The following is a 15,994-nucleotide window of genomic DNA, read 5'->3' as shown; positions in this document are numbered from 1 at the left end:
CGAGCCTCATGGCGGGTTTCGCTGACCGGCTCGGCGCATTCCGCCGCGGCCAGCAGCAGGCGCGGCAGGGCGCGCTGGATGTCCTCGCGGCCGGCGCCGGCGCGGCCGATGCAGCGGCCGTCCTCGACCTGCCAGACGCGTCCGGCCGGCCGTTCGCCGAGTGCGGCGGCCAGGCGCCGGCCCAGTTCGCCACCGCCGTTGCGACTGTCCGGGAACAGCCAGTGGCGCGGGGCGAGCTGGTTCTCCAGGTTGCGCAGGGCGAGTATTCGCTGCTCGGGCGCGTAGCCGTCGTACTCGCCGCCGGCGAGGTGCAGCAGGCGGTCGACGCCGGCGCTGTCGAAGGCGCTTTCCTTGTGTTCGCCGAACACCACGGCGAGCACCGCGCCGTCGTTGCCGGCGAGCTTGCGGGCCAGTCCGAGGAGGTCCTTGTCGTGGCTGGAGAGACGGCCGCCGACCATGTCCGGGACCACCGCGACGAGGAATGCCGGTTGCTCGACCACATGCAGCGGCAACTGCGCTTCCTGCACTGCGCTGGCGCGGCGCGCGCCGCTGCCCTGCTGGCCGCCGGAGCGATCGATGCGGCGGATGCCGTTGGGGCCGACGAAGCCGACGGCGTGCGGGTTCTTGCGGACCACGCCGTGGGGGCCCATCCAGCGCACCTCGCCGCCTTGGGCGGAGTGCATGGCCGCATGCAGCGGATGCAGGCGGTTGCGGGCGATCCATTCGGCGCGTGGATCGCGACGGACGATGTCGTTCATGCGGAATGCTTCCTGTGGCTGCGGCTACCCGGTCCCGCGGCCCCCTCCCTGGAGGGAGAGGCCGCTATCCGTGCTGCCCCGGTCAGCAGCGGATTCGATGTGAAGCTCGACACTCTCATCAATGCACCTCCGCCACGGCTTCACGCCGCACCGGCTTTTTTGCCGGCGCTTCCGCCTGCTCTATCAGCGCTTCCGCCACCAGCTCGGCGATGTCCTTGATCTCCGGCCGCGGTGCCACCACGCCTTCGAGCATCGCGGTGCACTGCGGGCAGCCGACGGCCACCAGCTCGGCGCCGGTCTCGCGGATGTCGGCCATGCGCATGTCGGGAATCCGTTGCTTGCCGGGGATGTCGGTGATCGGCGCGCCGCCACCGCCGCCGCAACAGCGCGAGCGGAAGCCGGAGCGTTGCATTTCCTTGACCTCGATGCCGAGTGCGCGCAGCACGTTGCGCGGCGCCTCGTACTCGCCGTTGTAGCGGCCCAGGTAGCAGGGGTCGTGGTAGGTGACGCTGCCGGCCTTGCTGCGGCCCGGTTGCAGCGTGCCGGCGCGCAGCAGTTCGTCGATGAAGGTGCTGTGGTGCAGTACCTGGTAGTCGCCGCCGAGGGCGCCGTATTCGTTCTTCAGCACATGGAAGCTGTGCGGGTCGCAGCTGACGATGCGGGTGAAGCGGTATTTCGCCAGGGTCGCGATATTGCGCCTGGCCAGGTTCTGGAAGGTCGCCTCGTCGCCCAGCCGGCGCGCCACGTCGCCGCTGTCGCGCTCCTCCAGGCCGAGCACGGCGAAGTCCACCGCGGCTGCCTTGAGGATCTTCACGAAGGCGCGCAGGGTGCGCTGGTTGCGCATGTCGAAGGCGCCGTCGCCGACCCAGAACAGCACGTCGGCGCTCTTCTTCTCGCTCATCAGCGGCAGGTTCAGGTCGGCCGCCCAGTTCAACCGGCCGCCGGGGGCGAAACCGCCGGGGTTGTCGGTGGCGATCAGGTTGTCCAGCACCTCGGCGCCCTTGTTCGGCGTGGCGCCTTTCTCCAGGGTCAGGTGGCGGCGCATGTCGACGATGGCGTCGACGTGCTCGATCATCATCGGGCACTCCTCGACGCAGGCCCGGCAGGTGGTGCAGGACCACAGGGTGTCGGCGTCGACCAGGGCCTTGCCATCCAGCGCGACGATCGGCTGGTGCGGGCCGCCGCCGTGCTCGCCCAGCGGTTTGCCTGGATAGGGGCTGCCGGCGAACTTCGCGTCGTTGCCGCCGGCCAGGCCGATGACCATGTCCTGGATCAGCTTCTTCGGGTTCAGCGGCTGGCCGGCGGCGAACGCCGGGCACATCGCCTCGCACTTGCCGCACTGCACGCAGGCGTCGAACCCGAGCAACTGGTTCCAGGTGAAGTCACTGGGCTTTTCCACGCCCAGCGGCGCGTGCGGATCGGCCAGGTCGAGCGCCTTGAGGCCGGTGGAGCGGCCGCCGCCGAAGCGTTCGGCGCGGCGGTGCCAGGCCAGGTGCAGGGCACCGGCGAAGGCGTGCTTCATCGGCCCGCCCCAGGTCATGCCGAGGAACAGCTCGGACACGCCCCAGGCCACGCCAATGGCGAGGAGGCCGGCGAGGAACCAGCCGCCGAAGCCTTCCGGCAGGATGCCGGCCACCGGCAGGGTGGCGAGGAAGAAGCTCGCGGCGAACGCCAGCAGGCTCTTCGGCAGGCGCATCCAGGGGCCCTTCGACAGCCGCGACGGTGGGTCGAGGCGGCGGCGGGCGACGAACAGCGCGCCGACGAACATCAGCGCCGTGGCCGCCAGCAGGGCGAAGCCGAGGATCCGGCCGTGCAGCCCGAAACCGTGTACCAGGATCGCCAGCAGCGCCGCCAGGACGAAGCCGCCGGCGGTGGCGACGTGGGTCCTGGACATGTACCTGTCGCGCTCTACCACATGGTGCAGGTCCACCAGGTAGCGACGCGGCATCTGCAAGAGGCCGCCGATCCAGTCGACCTTGGCGGGTCGGCCGCGGCGCCACATGAGGAAGCGCTTCGCGGCGCCGAGCACGGCAAGTGCCAGGGCGGCGAAGAGCAGGACGGGAAGGAGGGTGTCGAGCATTTCTGGTCTCCCTGCGGGACGTCAGGCGGCGCTGGATCGGCCCCCTCTCCCGCTTGCGGGAGAGGGGGGGCGGCCGTGCCGGTCGGATGCCACGAGGCGTGTCTTAGAAATCCTTGCACAAGCGCAGCGCGTCATAGATCGCCGCATGGGTGTTGCGCTGGGCCACGCAGTCGCCGATGCGGAACAGCAGGTAGCCTTCTCCGGGCTGGCTGAGGCAGGGCTGCGGCTGGATCGCGAACAGCGCCTCGACGTCGATCTGGCCCTTGTTCCGCGAGCCCTGCTTGAGCGCGTAGTAGAGGCTCTCGTCGGGGCGCACGCCGTTTTCCACCACCACCTGGTCGACCACCCGCTCTTCCCGCGCGCCGGTGTATTCGTTCTCCAGCACCGCCACCAGCTTGTCGCCCTCGCGGTAGACCTTCTCCAGCATCAGGTCGCCGGTCATGATCACTTCCTTGGGATACATGCTGCGGTAGTAGGTGGGGAAGGTGGTGCCGCCGATGGCCACGCCCGGCTTGATGTCGTCGGTGACGATCTCCACCTGGGCGCCCTTGTCGGCGAGGAAGTCCGCCACCGACATGCCGCTGAACTCGCAGATGGTGTCGTAGACCAGCACGTTCTTGCCTGGCTCGACCGTGCCGTCGAGCACGTCCCAGCTGCTCACCACGAGGCCGTCGGCGGCGCCCCAGTGTTCGTTCTGCTCGAGGAACGGATGTCCGCCGTTGGCCAGCACCACCACGTCCGGGCGCAGGTCGAGGATGGTCTCGGGGTCGGCCGCGGTGCCCAGGCGCAGGTCGATGCCCAGGCGCGCCAGCTCCAGTTGGTACCAACGGGTGATGCCGGCGATCTGGTCGCGTTGCGGCGCCTTGGCGGCGGTGGTGATCTGGCCGCCGAGCTGCTCCTTCTTCTCGAACAGGGTCACGTCGTGGCCGCGCTCGGCCGCCACGCGGGCCGCTTCCATCCCGGCCGGCCCGCCGCCGACCACCACCACCTTGCGCTTCGGTCCGGCGGACTTCTCGATGATGTGCGGCACGCCCATGTATTCGCGGGAGGTCGCGGCGTTCTGGATGCACAGCACGTCCAGGCCCTGGTACTGGCGGTCGATGCAGTAGTTGGCGCCGACGCACTGCTTGATCTGGTCGACCTGGCCCATCTTGATCTTGGCGATCAGGTGCGGGTCGGCGATGTGCGCGCGAGTCATGCCGACCATGTCCACGTAGCCGCCTTCGAGGATGCGCGTGGCCTGGTTCGGGTCCTTGATGTTCTGCGCGTGCAGCACCGGCACGTCGACCACTTCCTTGATGCCGGCCGCCAGGTGCAGGAACGGCTCCGGCGGGAAGGTCATGTTGGGGATGACGTTGGCCAGGGTGTTGTGGGTATCGCAGCCGGAGCCGACCACGCCGATGAAGTCGAGCATGCCGGTATCGCTGTAGTACTTGGCGATCTGCTTCATGTCCTCGTGGGACAGGCCGTCCGGGTGGAACTCGTCACCGCAGATGCGCATGCCGACGCAGAAGTCCTCGCCGACCTCGGCGCGCACCGCCTTGAGCACCTCGAGGCCGAACTTCATGCGCCCCTCGAAGCTGCCACCCCACTCGTCGGTGCGCTTGTTGACCCGTGGGCTCCAGAACTGGTCGATCATGTGCTGGTGCACGGCGGACAGCTCGACACCGTCCAGGCCGCCTTCCTTGGCGCGGCGGGCGGCCTGCGCGTAGTTGCCGATGACCCGCCAGATCTCCTCCACCTCGATGGTCTTGCAGGTGGCGCGGTGCACCGGCTCGCGGATACCCGACGGCGACATCAGGGTCGGCCAGTGGTAGCCGTCCCAGCGCGAACGGCGCCCCATGTGGGTAATCTGGATCATGATCTTGGCGCCGTGCTTGTGCATGGCGTCCGCCAGGTTCTGGAAGTGCGGGATGATCCGGTCGGTGGACAGGTTCACCGAACTCCACCACTGCTGCGGGCTGTCGATGGCGACCACCGAGGAGCCGCCACAGATGGCCAGGCCGATGCCGCCCTTGGCCTTTTCCTCGTAGTACTTCACGTAGCGCTCGGTGGTCATCCCGCCGTCGGTGGCGTAGACCTCGGCGTGGGCGGTGGAGAGCACGCGGTTGCGGATGGTCAGCTTGCCGATCTGGATCGGCTGGAACATTGCTTCGAAGGCCATGACCCTTTCCTCGGCTTACAGGGGTTTGACGACGAACAGGCCGTCTTCGTGACCGTCCTCGGCGCCGCTGTAGACCTGTTCGGCCACGGTGCGCAGGCTGCTGCCGCGGGCGGCGAGGATCTGGTCCATGGCGCCGGCGAACCAGCCGGTGAACATGTAATCGACCTTGCGATTGACCTTGCCGTAGACGTAGACGAAGGCGGACCTCGGCGGTGCCTTCCTCGAGGTTGATCCGCTCGATCTCGAACAGGCCCCAGCCGCGCTGGGACAGGCGCTTCATGTAGTGCTCGAACACCGCCACGCCCTCCAGGCCGTGACATTCGGCTTCCTTCTCGCACCAGTGCCAGGCGGACTTGTAGCCGGCCTTGTAGAGGATCTCGGCGTAGGCGTCGGCGCCCAGCACTTCCTCGATGCCCATGTGGTTGTTGACGAAGAAATGTCGCGGTACGTAGAGCATCGGCAGGGCGTCGGTGGTCCAGACGCCGGTCTCGCTGTCGACCTCGATGGGCAGTTGGGGGGCATGTTTGGCCATGGTGTAAGCTCCGATTCTTTTGACTCCCTCTCTCCCTTCGGGGAGAGAGGCGGGGAGAGGGAAGATGGGTGCGATGCAATGCCCCTCCCTGGAGGGAGAGGCGACGAGTCGGGAATGGGCCGGGAGTTACTCGCCCCAGACGTCGCGCAGGACCCTTACCCAGTTCTCGCCCATCACCTTGCGCACCACGCGCTCGGGCATGCCGCGCTCGAGCAGGGTCTCGGTGAGGTTGGGGAATTCGCCGACGGTGCGGATGCCCAGCGGGTTGACGATCTTGCCGAAGTTGGTCAGGCGCCGGGCGTAGCCCTTGTCGTGGGTCAGCCACTCGAAGAAGTCGTGGCCGTGGCCCTGGGTGAAATCGGTGCCGATGCCGATGGCGTCCTCGCCGACGATGTTCATCACGTACTCGATGGCCTCGGCGTAGTCGTCGATGGTCGAGTCGATGCCTTTCTTGAGGAACGGCGCGAACATGGTCACACCGACGAAGCCGCCATGATCGGCGATGAACTTCAGCTCCTCGTCGGACTTGTTGCGCGGGTGTTCCTTGAGACCGGACGGCAGGCAGTGGGAGTAGCAGACCGGCTTCTTCGATTCGAGGATGACTTCTTCGGAAGTCTTGCTGCCGACGTGGGAGAGGTCGCACATGATGCCGACCCGGTTCATCTCCGCGACGATCTCCCGACCGAAGCCGGAGAGCCCGCCGTCACGCTCGTAGCAGCCGGTGCCGACCAGGTTCTGGGTGTTGTAGCACATCTGCACGATGCCCACGCCGAGCTGCTTGAACACCTCGACGTAGCCGATCTGGTCCTCGAATGCGTGGGCATTCTGGAAGCCGTAGAGGATGCCGGTCTTGCCCTGCTCCTTGGCCTTGCGGATGTCCGCGGTGCTGCGCACCGGGATCACTAGGTCGCTGTTGTCGCGGATCAGCTTGTTGCTGGCGACGATATTGTTCACCGTCGCCTGGAAGCCTTCCCATACCGATACGGTGCAATTGGCGGCGGTCAGGCCGCCCTTGCGCATGTCCTCGAACAGTTCGCGGTTCCACTTGGCGATGATCAGACCGTCGATGACGATGCTGTCGGCGTGCAATTCGGCTGGGCTCATCTGGCATACCCCTTTCAGGCTGGGCGCGCCGGGACTTGTGCCGACGCTTTGGGGGCAGCATATCGTCGGGGCCCGGCGCGACCCGGCCCGAAAACGACCAGGGTCGTGCCGAAAGCGTCAAGCGTGCGACCGCAACGACGGAGGGCAATGTCGCGGATGGAACAGGCGCTGACCGCCCGGGGCCGGCAACGGGGAGTGCGCGCGCTCCTGCCGGCGCGGGTTCAGAGGCCGAGTTCGCCGAGCGACGGATGGTCGTCCGGCCGGCGCCCCAGCGGCCAGCGGAACAGCCGCTGGTCCTCGCGGATCGGCAGGTCGTTGATGCTGGCGTGACGTTCGTACATCAAACCCTGCTCGTCGAACGCCCAGTTCTCGTTGCCGTAGGAGCGGAACCAGTTGCCCGAGTCGTCGTGCCATTCATAGGCGAAGCGCACGGCGATGCGGTTGCCGGTAAACGCCCAGAGTTCCTTGATCAGCCGGTACTCCTGCTCGCGCTGCCACTTGCCGCTGAGGAATTCGACGATCCGCTCGCGGCCGCGGACGAAGGTCGAGCGATTGCGCCAGACGCTGTCGGGACTGTAGGCCAGCGAGACGCGCTGCGGGTCGCGGCTGTTCCAGCCGTCCTCGGCGGCGCGGACCTTCTGCGCGGCGGTTTCGGCGGTGAAGGGGGGAAGCGGGGGACGGACGTCGCTCATGGCGGGCTCCTCGGTCTGCGGTGGTTTTCGATGGGAGCAGCGTAGGGCAGGGCGAGCGCGGCCGAATGACGTCGATCCCACGGATCCTGCCAATCCCGCCTCGCCCCCTGGCTGTTTGCCAGGCTGGCCAGACCTACCCCGGAGAGGGCTATGATGGCCGCCACCGGAGTGGACAAGGATCGACCTCGCGCAATGACCTCCACCACCTACCTCGGCCTGCTGCTGGTCGGTATCCAGGTACTCGGCTTCGTCGCCGCCATCCATGCCGTGCTCACCGTGCGCACCGCCCAGGGCGCGATCGCCTGGGCCACCTCGCTGGTATTCATGCCGTACCTGACCCTGCTGCCGTACCTGGTGTTCGGTCGCAGCCGTTTCGACGCCTACATCGAGGCGCGGCGTCAGGCCAACCGCGAGATGCACCTGGCGGCCGCCGAGCTGGACTGGCGTCCCTGGGTCGAGGAGGCCCTGGCGGCCCGCCAGGTCAGCGGCTACAAGGGGCTCAAGGCGCTGGTGCGGATGACCCGCACGCCGACCCTGGCGAACAACCGGGTGCGCCTGCTGGTCAACGGCGAGGCCAGCTTCGAAGCGATGTTCAAGGCGATTTCCGCCGCCCGCCAGGTGATCCTGGTGCAGTTCTTCATCGTCCGCGACGACGCCCTCGGCCAGCGCCTCCAGCAACTGCTGCTGGAACGCGCGGCCAACGGCGTCGAGGTGTTCTTCCTCTATGACGCCATCGGCAGCCACGCGCTGCCGCACCGCTATGTCGAGCGGCTGCGCCAGGGCGGCGTGCAGGTGCACGGCTTCAGCACCGGCAGCGGCATGCTCAACCGCTTCCAGGTGAATTTCCGCAACCACCGCAAGGTCGTGGTGGTGGATGGCGAGTGCGGTTTCGTCGGCGGGCATAACGTCGGCGTCGAGTACCTCGGCGAGAAGCCGCCGCTGGCGCCCTGGCGCGACACCCACATGGAACTGCGCGGGCCGGCGGTGGCGTGCCTGCAGGAAAGCTTCGCCGAGGACTGGTACTGGGCGACCCACAGCCTGCCGCCGCTGATCCTGCCGCCGCAGTACGACAGCGAGGGCGCGCTCTGCCAGGTGGTCGCCAGCGGCCCGGCGGATGCCCAGGAAACCTGCTCGCTGTTCTTCGTCGAGATGATCAACGCCGCCCACGAGCGGGTCTGGATCACCTCGCCGTATTTCGTTCCCGACGAAGCGGTGATGGCCGCCCTGCGCCTGGCGGTGCTGCGCGGCGTCGACGTGCGCCTGCTGATCCCCTCGCGCCCGGACCACCGCACGGTGTATGCCGCGTCCAGCCTCTACGCGCTGGAAGCGATCCGTGCCGGGGTCAAGGTGTTCCGCTACCAGCCCGGCTTCCTCCACCAGAAGGTGGTGCTGGTGGACCGCGACACCGCCGCCGTCGGCAGCGCCAACCTGGACAACCGTTCGTTCCGGCTGAATTTCGAGGTGATGGTGGTGACCGTCGACGAGGGCTTCGCCGGCGAGGTGGAGGCGATGCTCGAGGCGGACTTCGCCGAGTCGCTCGAATTCACTCCGGAAGACCGCCGCAGCGTGCGCCGCCTGCAGCAACTGGGGATGCGCGTGGCGCGGCTGGTCTCGCCGATCCTCTGAAAACCTTCGCGAACTCTGTACGTCGGCAAAACCGCGTTGGAAACGGCTTCGGAAAGCTCGGTTGCCGTTCGGGGACTCCGCTTCCCCGTCCGTTTTCGCCCGGTTTCTCCAGTTCGCCAGATCGTCGGCAGGTCCTGAACGACGCCTCTGCCGCCCGCCGACCGCGCGGGCGTGCAGCTTTTCCCTAGCCAGCGACTACAAAAATCATAATTTCGCTATTCCCCGGCTCTGAACAGAATGCGGCCATCACGCAACCGCAGAACAAGAACGACCAGAGTCCGAGGAACCGAGCCATGACCGACCTGAATCGCACCGCCTTGCCCTCGCGCACGGACGGGACCGTGGAAAAGACCGACACCCTCGTCGTCGGCGCCGGCCAGGCCGGCGTGGCGATGAGCGAGCACCTGAGCCGGCTCGGCGTGCCGCACCTGGTCCTGGAGCGCAACCGCATCGCCGAGGCCTGGCGCAGCGGACGCTGGGACTCGCTGGTGGCCAACGGCCCGGCCTGGCACGACCGCTTCCCAGGAATGGAATTCGACATCGATCCCGACGGTTTCCCCGGCAAGGACCAGGTGGCGGCCTATTTCGAGGCCTACGCGAAGAAATTCGACGCGCCGATCCGTACCGGCGTCGAGGTGAGAAAGGTGGTGCGCAATGTCGGCCGCCCCGGCTTCACCGTGGAAACCTCCGCAGGGACCATCGAGGCCAACCGCGTGGTCGCCGCCACTGGCCCGTTCCAGCGTCCGGTGATCCCGCCGATCGCGCCGCGCGACGAGCGTATCCGGCAGATCCACTCGGCCCACTACTACAACCCGCAGCAGCTGCCCGAAGGTGCGGTACTGGTGGTCGGCGCCGGTTCGTCGGGGGTACAGATCGCCGACGAGCTGCAACGTGCCGGGCGCCAGGTCTACCTCTCGGTGGGCGCTCATGACCGTCCGCCGCGTTCCTACCGCAACCGCGACTTCTGCTGGTGGCTGGGCGTGCTCGGCGAATGGGATGCGGAAGTCGCCAAGCCCGGGCGCGAGCATGTGACCATCGCCGTGAGCGGTGCCCGCGGCGGACATACCGTGGACTTCCGCGCCCTGGCGCATCAGGGCGTGACCCTGGTCGGACTGACCGAATCCTTCGTCGACGGCGTCGCGACCTTCCGGCCGGACCTGGCGGAGAACCTGGCGCGCGGCGACGAGAACTACCTGGCGTTGCTCGACGCCGCCGACGCCTATATCGCCCGCAACGGCCTTGACCTGCCGGAAGAGCCCGAGGCGCGCCGCCGGCTGCCGGACCCGCAGTGCGTGACCGATCCGATCCTCGAACTGGACCTGGCCGAGGCCGGGGTGGGCAGCATCATCTGGGCCACCGGCTATGCCGTCGACTTCGGCTGGCTGCAGGTCGATGCCTTCGACCGCGACGGCAAGCCGCGCCACCAGCGTGGTGTGTCCAGCGAACCCGGCGTGTATTTCATCGGCCTGCCCTGGCTGTCGCGGCGCGGCTCCTCGTTCATCTGGGGCGTCTGGCACGACGCGCGCCATGTCGCCGACCACATCGCCATCCAGCGCAAGTACCTCGCATACCGCGACGCCGCCCAGCGCCAGGAACAGGACCGCGCCTCGCAAGCTCCGCAAACCAGCCTCCAGGAAGTCAGCTGATGCCTACCCATACCCGCATTCGCATGTTCAACACCAAGGACACCTACCCCAACCAGTCCCTGGACAACGATCTCTGCCAGGCCGTGCGCGCCGGCAACACGGTGTACGTGCGCGGCCAGGTCGGCACCGACTTCGACGGCAACCTGGTCGGCCTCGGCGACCCGCGCGCCCAGGCCGAGCAGGCGATGAAGAACGTCAAGCAACTGCTTGAGGAAGCCGGCAGCGACCTCTCGCACATCGTCAAGACCACCACCTACCTGATCGATCCGCGCTACCGCGAGCCGGTCTATCGCGAAGTCGGCAAGTGGCTCAAAGGGGTGTTCCCGATCTCCACCGGACTGGTGGTCTCGGCCCTCGGCCAGCCGCAGTGGCTGATGGAGATCGACGTGATCGCGGTGATTCCCGACGACTGGCAGCAATGAGGAGGCGCGCGCCATGACCTTTTCCATCGTCGGCCGCTGCGCCGAAACCGGCCAGTTGGGCATCGCCATCAGCTCGTCGAGCATCGCCGTCGGCGCCCGTTGTCCCTGGCTGCGCGCCGGCACCGGCGCGGTGGCTACGCAGAACATCACCCTGCCGGCGCTCGGCCCGCAGATCCTCGACCGCCTCGACCAGGGCCTGGCCCCTGGCGAAGCGCTGGACCAGGCGCTGAGCAGCAACGGCTATGGCCAGTATCGCCAGGTCACGGTGATCGACCAGCACGGCCGCACCGCGTTGTTCACCGGCCGCGAGGCGCTCGGCGTCCACCATGCGCGGGCCGGCGAACAATGCGTGGCGGCCGGCAACCTGCTGGCCGCGCCGGAAGTGATCGAGGCGATGGTGGATGCCTTCGAGAACGCCGAAGGCCTGCTCGCCGAGCGCCTGCTGGCGGCGATGGGTGCTGCGCTGGCCGCTGGTGGCGAAGCCGGGCCGGTGCATTCGGCGGCGCTGTCGGTGGTCGGCGACCTGCTCTGGCCGGTGGTCGACCTGCGCGTCGACTGGGCCGAGCACGACCCCATCGGCCAGCTCGAGCGACTGTGGCTCGCCTACAAGCCGCAGATGCAGGACTATGTGACCCGCGCCCTCGACCCGACCCGTGCGCCGAGCTACGGCGTGCCCGGCGACGAGTGAGCGGGTCGTTCCCTTCCTCGACGGCGCAGCGCGAGACCTGCGCCCTGGAGCCCGACATGCCCGGCAGCCGCGACATCCTCGCCGACCTGGTGGCCTTCGACACCGTCAGCCGCGAGTCCAACCTGGCGCTGATCGACTACGTCCGCGACTACCTGGCGGGTTTCGGCGTCGACAGCGAACTGTTCTTCGACGCCGACGGCCGCAAGGCCAATCTCTATGCCACCATCGGCCCCAGCGACCGTGGCGGCGTCTGCCTTTCCGGGCATACCGACGTGGTGCCGGCGGACGGCCAGGCCTGGAGCGTGCCGCCGTTCCGGCTCAGCGAGCGCGATGGTCGCCTCTACGGGCGTGGCACGGCGGACATGAAGGGCTACCTGGCCTGCGTGCTGGCGGCCGTCCCGGCGTTCCTCGCCGCGCCGTTGCGCCTGCCGGTGCACCTGGCGTTCTCCTACGACGAGGAAGTCGGCTGCCTGGGCGTCCGTTCGCTGCTCGCGGCGCTGGAGCGGCGTCCGCACAAGCCGCTGCTGTGCATCATCGGCGAGCCCACCGAGCTGAAGCCGGTGCTCGGCCACAAGGGCAAGCTGGCCATGCGCTGCGAGGTGCACGGCGCGGCCTGCCATTCGGCCTACGCGCCGCAGGGGGTGAATGCCATCGAATACGCCGCGCGGCTGATCGGCCGCCTCGGCGAGATCGGCGCGCGCCTGGCGGCGCCGGAGCGCCACGACCGGCGTTTCGACCCGCCCTACTCGACGGTGCAGACCGGACTGATCCAGGGCGGCCGGGCGCTGAACATCGTGCCCGCCGAGTGCCGCTTCGACTTCGAGGTCCGCGCGCTGCCGGCGGACGACCCGCGGCAGGTCGCCGAGGAACTCCGTGACTATGCCGAAAGCGAACTGCTGCCGCGGATGCGTGCGGTAGAGCGAAGTACCGATATCCGCTTCACGCCGCTATCGGCCTATCCCGGCCTGCTCACCGCAGACGACAGCCAGGCGGCGGAGCTGATCGGCCTGCTCAGCGGTTCGACGGATTTCTCCACCGTGGCCTTCGGCACCGAGGGCGGGCTGTTCCACCAGGCCGGTATCCCGGCGGTGATCTGCGGTCCCGGCAGCATGGACCAGGGCCACAAGCCGGACGAGTTCGTCAGCCTCGCTCAGCTCGAGGCGTGCGACGCCCTGCTGGCGCGCCTGGCGGCGTGGCTGCGGGAGCCTTGAGCGGCAGCACCGCGCGGTCCTGGCTGGGACTGGCGGCGAAGCGCGCGCGGTAGCTGCGGGAGAAGTACGAAGGCGACTCGAAGCCGCAGGCCAGGCTCACCTGTAGCACGCTGAGGTCGGTCTGGCGCAGCAACTGGCGGGCCTTGTCCAGGCGCAGGCCGAGGTAGAAGTTCGAGGGCGTGTCGTCCAGGTGCACGCGGAACAGCCGTTCCAGCTGGCGGCGGGTGACCTGGATGCGCTCGGCCAGCTCCAGGGTGGTCAGTGGCGGCTCGGTATGCCGCTCCATCTCGCCGATCACCTGCACCAGCTTGCGGTTGCTCACGCCATAGCGGGTCGCCACCTGCAGGCGCTGGTGGTCCTGGCGCGGGCGGATGCGGCCGAGCACGAACTGCTCGGAAACCTGCACCGCCAGTTGCGGACCGTGGGCCTGGGCGATCAGGTCGAGCATCAGGTCGATGGAGGCGGTGCCGCCGGCCGAGGTGATGCGCGGACCGTCGATCTCGAACAGCTCCTGGGTCACGCTCAGTTGCGGGTAGGACTCCTGGAAGGCGTCGATGGCTTCCCAGTGCAGGGTCGCGCGGCGCCCGTCGAGCAGACCGGCCTCGGCCAGCACCACGCTGCCGGTATCGATGCCACCGAGGGTCACGCCGTTGCGATCGAGCTTGCGCAGCCACTGCACCAGTGCCGGGGTGACCGCCCGCAGCGGCTCGAAACCGGCCACCACGAACAGCAGGTCGCCTTTCTTCAGCGGCTCCAGCGCGCCGTCGCTGTTCACCGACATGCCATTGCTGGCCAGCACCGGACCGCCGTCGGCGCTGAGCACGTGCCAGCGGTAGAGGTCGGCGTGGAAGCGGTTGGCCACGCGCAGTGGCTCCACGGCGGAAACGAAGCCCATTACCGAGAAGCCGGGCAGCAGGAGAAACCAGAAGTCCTGGGACATGGGGCGCTCCGGGGTTGAGGTTGCGCAGCCTGTGTGTAGCGCAGGCCCGCCGCGCTTGGCAATGGCCAGGTCGCTGCAGTGCAAGAGCTGGTCGCCGCAGTGCGCTTCGCCGCCGTCCCGGCTGCGTACCTTGGTCGCCAGGGTCGGTCTCGCAAGGGGCCGGCGCCCACCTCGCAGAAAAACAATCAATAGCCGCACGAGGGGAGACCGATGAAGACGACGATTCGCCAGCTGGGCTGCGCCCTGCTGATCCTGGCCAGTGGCGCCGCCCTGGCCGCAGAACCCGAGCAGTGCCGTACGGTGCGCCTGGGCACGGTGAACTGGACCGACGTGGTCGCCAGCAGCGCCGTGGCCGAAGCCTTGCTCGACGGCCTGGGCTACCAGGTGAAGCAGACCAGCGCCTCGCAACAGATCGTTTTGGCCGGCCTGGCCGACAAGCAGCTGGACCTGTTCCTCGGCTACTGGCAACCGACCATGCAGCCGGTCGCCAGGCCTTACCTGGACAAAGGCCGGATCGAAGTGATCGAGCCGCCGACCCTGGCCGACGCGCAGTCCACCTATGCGGTGCCGAGCTACGTCGCCGAGGGCGGGCTGAAGACCTTCGCCGACATCGCCCGCTTCAAGGACAAGCTTGGCGGCCGCATCTACGCCATCGAGCCGGGCAGCGGCTCGAACCGCATCACCCGGAAGATGATCGACGACAACCGTTTCGGCCTGAAGGGCTTCCAGCTGGTGGAGTCCAGCGAGGCCGGGATGCTCACGGCGGTGAAGCGGGCGATCAAGCGCAAGCAGTGGGTGGTGTTCTTCGGCTGGAAGCCGCATCCGATGAACCTGCAGATCGACATGACCTACCTCACCGGCAGCGAGGATGTGTTCGGTCCCGACGAGGGCGCGGCCACCGTCTCCACCATGACCGCCGCCGGCTACCAGGCGCAGTGCGGCAACGTCGCCCGGCTGCTGCACAACCTGCGCTTCAGCAGCGCCCAGGTCAGCCAGGTGATGGCGCCGATCCTCGATCGCACCCAGCCCCTCGACGCCGCGCGCCAGTGGCTGAAGGCCAACCCCGAGCCGCTGAAGGCCTGGCTGGATGGCGTGAGCACCTTCGACGGCAAGGACGGCCTGGCCGCGCTCCAGGCCTCGCTGAAGTAACCCGCACCTATCCGTTCCGCCCGGCGCGGCCGGGCGGGGCTTCGTACACCCCGAATACAGGAAGCTACCACCGTGAACCATGAAGTCATCGTCACCTGCGCGGTGACCGGCGCCGGCGATACCGTCGGCCGGCATCCGGCGATCCCGGTCACTCCGAAACAGATTGCCGAGGCCGCTATCGAGGCGGCCAGGGCCGGCGCCACCGTCGCCCACTGCCACGTCCGCGACCCCGCCACCGGCAAGCCCAGTCGCGACGTGGCGCTGTACCGCGAAGTGGTCGAGCGCATCCGCGAAAGCGACACCGACGTGATCATCAACCTCACCGCCGGCATGGGCGGCGACCTGGAGATCGGCAAGGGCGAGCAGCCCCTGGAGTTCGGTGCCGGCACCGACCTGGTCGGCCCGCTGGAGCGGCTCAGGCATGTCGAGGAGCTGTTGCCGGAAATCTGCACCCTGGACTGCGGCACCCTCAATTTCGGCGACGGCGACTACATCTACGTCTCCACCCCTGCGCAACTGCGCGCCGGCGCCCGGCGCATCACCGAGCTGGGGGTCAAGGCCGAGCTGGAAATCTTCGATACCGGCCACCTCTGGTTCGCCAAGCAGATGCTCAAGGAAGGGCTGCTGGAGGATCCGCTGTTCCAGATCTGCCTGGGCATTCCCTGGGGCGCGCCGGCCGATACCACGACCATGAAGGCGATGGCCGACAACCTGCCGCCGGGGGCGACCTGGGCCGGCTTCGGCATCGGCCGCACGCAGATGCCGATGGTCGCCCAGGCCATGTTGCTGGGCGGCAACGTGCGGGTCGGCCTGGAGGACAACATCTGGCTGGACAAGGGCGTGCCGGCGAGCAACGGCAGCCTGGTGGAGCGCGCCATCGAGATCATCGAGCGCCTCGGCGGGCGCGCCCTGAGCCCGGCGGAAGGGCGCCGCAGGATGAACCTGAAGCCGCGCTGATTTCTTCCTCCCCGCCCCGTCGGGG

The 15,994-nt window shown here is 68.3% G+C and carries 12 protein-coding genes and 2 pseudogenes; 7 read left to right on the top strand and 7 right to left on the bottom strand.

Annotated features, from left to right (window positions below; all coding sequences use genetic code 11):
- From HMPREF2914_RS18550 to HMPREF2914_RS18525, 6 genes and pseudogenes are all read right to left on the bottom strand, one after another.
- Nucleotides 1–758, bottom strand: a pseudogene (locus tag HMPREF2914_RS18550) (electron transfer flavoprotein subunit alpha/FixB family protein); the annotation flags it as partial.
- Between the two features lie 118 nt (nucleotides 759–876).
- Nucleotides 877–2,838: a dimethylglycine demethylation protein DgcB gene (gene dgcB / locus HMPREF2914_RS18545; protein WP_009316000.1), complete on the bottom strand. Its 1,962-nt coding sequence runs from the start codon at nucleotides 2,836–2,838 to the stop codon at nucleotides 877–879.
- A 103-nt stretch (nucleotides 2,839–2,941) separates the two neighbouring features.
- Nucleotides 2,942–5,002 carry a dimethylglycine demethylation protein DgcA gene (gene dgcA, locus HMPREF2914_RS18540; RefSeq protein ID WP_003096745.1) on the bottom strand — a complete coding sequence of 687 codons (2,061 nt, stop codon included), beginning with the start codon at nucleotides 5,000–5,002 and terminating at the stop codon, nucleotides 2,942–2,944.
- Between the two features lie 15 nt (nucleotides 5,003–5,017).
- Nucleotides 5,018–5,534 (bottom strand): annotated as a pseudogene (locus HMPREF2914_RS18535) (DUF5943 domain-containing protein).
- A gap of 126 nt (nucleotides 5,535–5,660) precedes the next feature.
- Nucleotides 5,661–6,638 (bottom strand): dipeptidase, encoded by a 978-nt coding sequence (locus HMPREF2914_RS18530; RefSeq protein ID WP_003106042.1) that lies wholly within the window; start codon nucleotides 6,636–6,638, stop codon nucleotides 5,661–5,663.
- Nucleotides 6,639–6,859: 221 nt separating this feature from the next.
- On the bottom strand, nucleotides 6,860–7,330 hold the full coding sequence (locus tag HMPREF2914_RS18525) for a nuclear transport factor 2 family protein (RefSeq protein ID WP_003096740.1): 471 nt from the start codon (nucleotides 7,328–7,330) through the stop codon (nucleotides 6,860–6,862).
- 153 nt (nucleotides 7,331–7,483) lie between these two features.
- On the opposite strand from HMPREF2914_RS18525, the gene cls reads away from it, so the two are divergent.
- The 5 genes from cls (at nucleotide 7,484) to argE (ending at nucleotide 12,923) form a co-directional block, all read left to right on the top strand.
- Complete coding sequence (cls, locus tag HMPREF2914_RS18520) at nucleotides 7,484–8,956, top strand: cardiolipin synthase (RefSeq protein WP_004364699.1); 1,473 nt, start codon at nucleotides 7,484–7,486, stop codon at nucleotides 8,954–8,956.
- 293 nt (nucleotides 8,957–9,249) lie between these two features.
- A complete protein-coding gene (locus tag HMPREF2914_RS18515) occupies nucleotides 9,250–10,602 on the top strand; it encodes a flavin-containing monooxygenase (protein ID WP_003096737.1) in 1,353 nt (450 codons plus the stop codon).
- Nucleotides 10,602–11,024 carry a RidA family protein gene (locus tag HMPREF2914_RS18510; RefSeq protein WP_003096732.1) on the top strand — a complete coding sequence of 141 codons (423 nt, stop codon included), beginning with the start codon at nucleotides 10,602–10,604 and terminating at the stop codon, nucleotides 11,022–11,024. The genes HMPREF2914_RS18515 and HMPREF2914_RS18510 overlap by 1 nt, the downstream gene beginning before the upstream one ends.
- A gap of 13 nt (nucleotides 11,025–11,037) precedes the next feature.
- Nucleotides 11,038–11,712, top strand: a complete 675-nt coding sequence (locus HMPREF2914_RS18505) for a DUF1028 domain-containing protein (protein WP_003096726.1) — start codon at nucleotides 11,038–11,040, stop codon at nucleotides 11,710–11,712.
- Between the two features lie 56 nt (nucleotides 11,713–11,768).
- On the top strand, nucleotides 11,769–12,923 hold the full coding sequence (gene argE / locus HMPREF2914_RS18500; RefSeq protein ID WP_003121330.1) for an acetylornithine deacetylase: 1,155 nt from the start codon (nucleotides 11,769–11,771) through the stop codon (nucleotides 12,921–12,923).
- Here argE and cdhR read toward each other — a convergent pair.
- Entirely contained in the window at nucleotides 12,853–13,863 is a 1,011-nt protein-coding gene (gene cdhR, locus HMPREF2914_RS18495; RefSeq protein ID WP_003096721.1) for an HTH-type transcriptional regulator CdhR, read from the bottom strand. The genes argE and cdhR overlap by 71 nt on opposite strands.
- A 210-nt stretch (nucleotides 13,864–14,073) precedes the next feature.
- Here cdhR and HMPREF2914_RS18490 point away from each other — a divergent pair, with 210 nt between their 5' ends.
- The gene (locus HMPREF2914_RS18490; RefSeq protein WP_003096718.1) at nucleotides 14,074–15,012 is read left to right on the top strand and encodes a choline ABC transporter substrate-binding protein; all 939 of its coding nucleotides are present in this window, start codon (nucleotides 14,074–14,076) and stop codon (nucleotides 15,010–15,012) included.
- 72 nt (nucleotides 15,013–15,084) lie between these two features.
- Nucleotides 15,085–15,969, top strand: a complete 885-nt coding sequence (locus HMPREF2914_RS18485) for a 3-dehydrocarnitine:acetyl-CoA trimethylamine transferase CdhC (protein ID WP_003096716.1) — start codon at nucleotides 15,085–15,087, stop codon at nucleotides 15,967–15,969.
- Nucleotides 15,970–15,994 lie beyond the last annotated feature (25 nt).

The sequence above is a fragment of the Pseudomonas sp. HMSC067G02 genome, from assembly GCF_001813485.1.
Classification (GTDB): domain Bacteria; phylum Pseudomonadota; class Gammaproteobacteria; order Pseudomonadales; family Pseudomonadaceae; genus Pseudomonas; species Pseudomonas aeruginosa.
Note: the sequence above shows the minus strand (reverse complement) of the source record. Positions and strands in the feature narration are given on the sequence as shown.